Source organism: Bradyrhizobium genomosp. III, assembly GCF_000261705.1.
GTDB classification, from domain to species: domain Bacteria; phylum Pseudomonadota; class Alphaproteobacteria; order Rhizobiales; family Xanthobacteraceae; genus Bradyrhizobium; species Bradyrhizobium ottawaense.
In genome coordinates this window covers 1-1,126 of record NZ_AJQF01000595.1, presented here as the reverse complement: position 1 = coordinate 1,126, position 1,126 = coordinate 1, and the positions used below count along the sequence as shown (strand labels likewise).

Below are 1,126 nucleotides of genomic sequence, written 5' to 3'. Positions count from 1 at the left end.
GTTCGAAGCGCTGTTTGAAGGGCTGAACTGGAAGCGAGTGGGCGAACGGATTGTCGCGACGCCAGCTGCGGCGAACTGACTCAGACCCGACAACCTGTTTCGCGCGGGGCTTTGGGATGATAGCTTGCGGATGTGCCGCCGTCCCCCATTGATCCCGCCCGTCTTGCAGCGCTGCCCGCCGATTTGCGCGCGCTCTTCCGCGCGCAGGAAGCGATGATTGAAGCCGAGCGTCGTCGCGCAGACGATGAATGCTCGGCGCGCCTTCATGTCGAGAGTGAACTGGCTGCGTCCAAAGAGAGCGTCGAACGCCTCGAACTGCTCGTGAAGGAGTACGAGCGCGCACGTTTCGGTAAACGCTCGGAGAAGTTCAATCCCGATCAGATGCAACTGGTTCTCGAGGACATCGAGATTGCCATCGCCGAAGTCCAGGAACGCCAGGACGATCGTGCGCGCCGCGCCGGCACGGCGCCGTCCAGCGGCCGGACCAGGCGCGCTGCCCGTGCCTTTCCCGCGCACCTGCCGCGCATCGAGCAGGTGATCGAACCCGAGAACCTCGAGTGTCCCTGCGGCTGCGGCCGGATGGCCCAGATCGGCGAGGATCGCTCCCGCCGTCTCGATGTCATGGCCGCCCAGTATCGTGTGATCGAGACGGTGCGACCGCGCTACGCCTGTGCAAAGGGCTGCACCGGTGTTGCTCAGGCGCCGGCGCCCGCCCATCTCGTGGAGGGTGGCATCCCCACCGAGGCGCTGCTGGCGCAGGTGGCGGTCGCCAAGTTCAGCGAGCACATGCCACTCTATCGTCAGTCGCAGGTTCTGGCTCGGCATGGCATCTTCATCGATCGCGCCGTTCTGGCAGACTGGATGGGAACGGTCGCCTTCCACCTCGCGCCGCTGGTCGAGCGCATGAGCGTCGTGATGAAGCAATCGGGCCGCTTGTTCATAGACGAGACCAGGGCGCCTGTGCTCGATCCGGGCCGGGGCCGAACGAAGACCGGCTATCTGTGGGCTGTCCTGCGCGACGATCGCGGCCACGGCGGCGCTGATCCACCAATCGTGGTCTACCACTACGCGCCAGGACGCGGTGGTGACCATGCTGAGCGCATCCTCGAGGGCTTCGACGGCATCC

1 protein-coding gene is annotated in these 1,126 nt (G+C 65.5%); it reads left to right on the top strand.

What is annotated here, in order from left to right; genetic code table 11:
- Positions 1–183 precede the first annotated feature (183 nt).
- Positions 184–1,126: IS66 family transposase (tnpC, locus tag IC66_RS0142315; RefSeq protein ID WP_440588125.1), on the top strand; the 943-nt coding region annotated here is incomplete at its 3' end.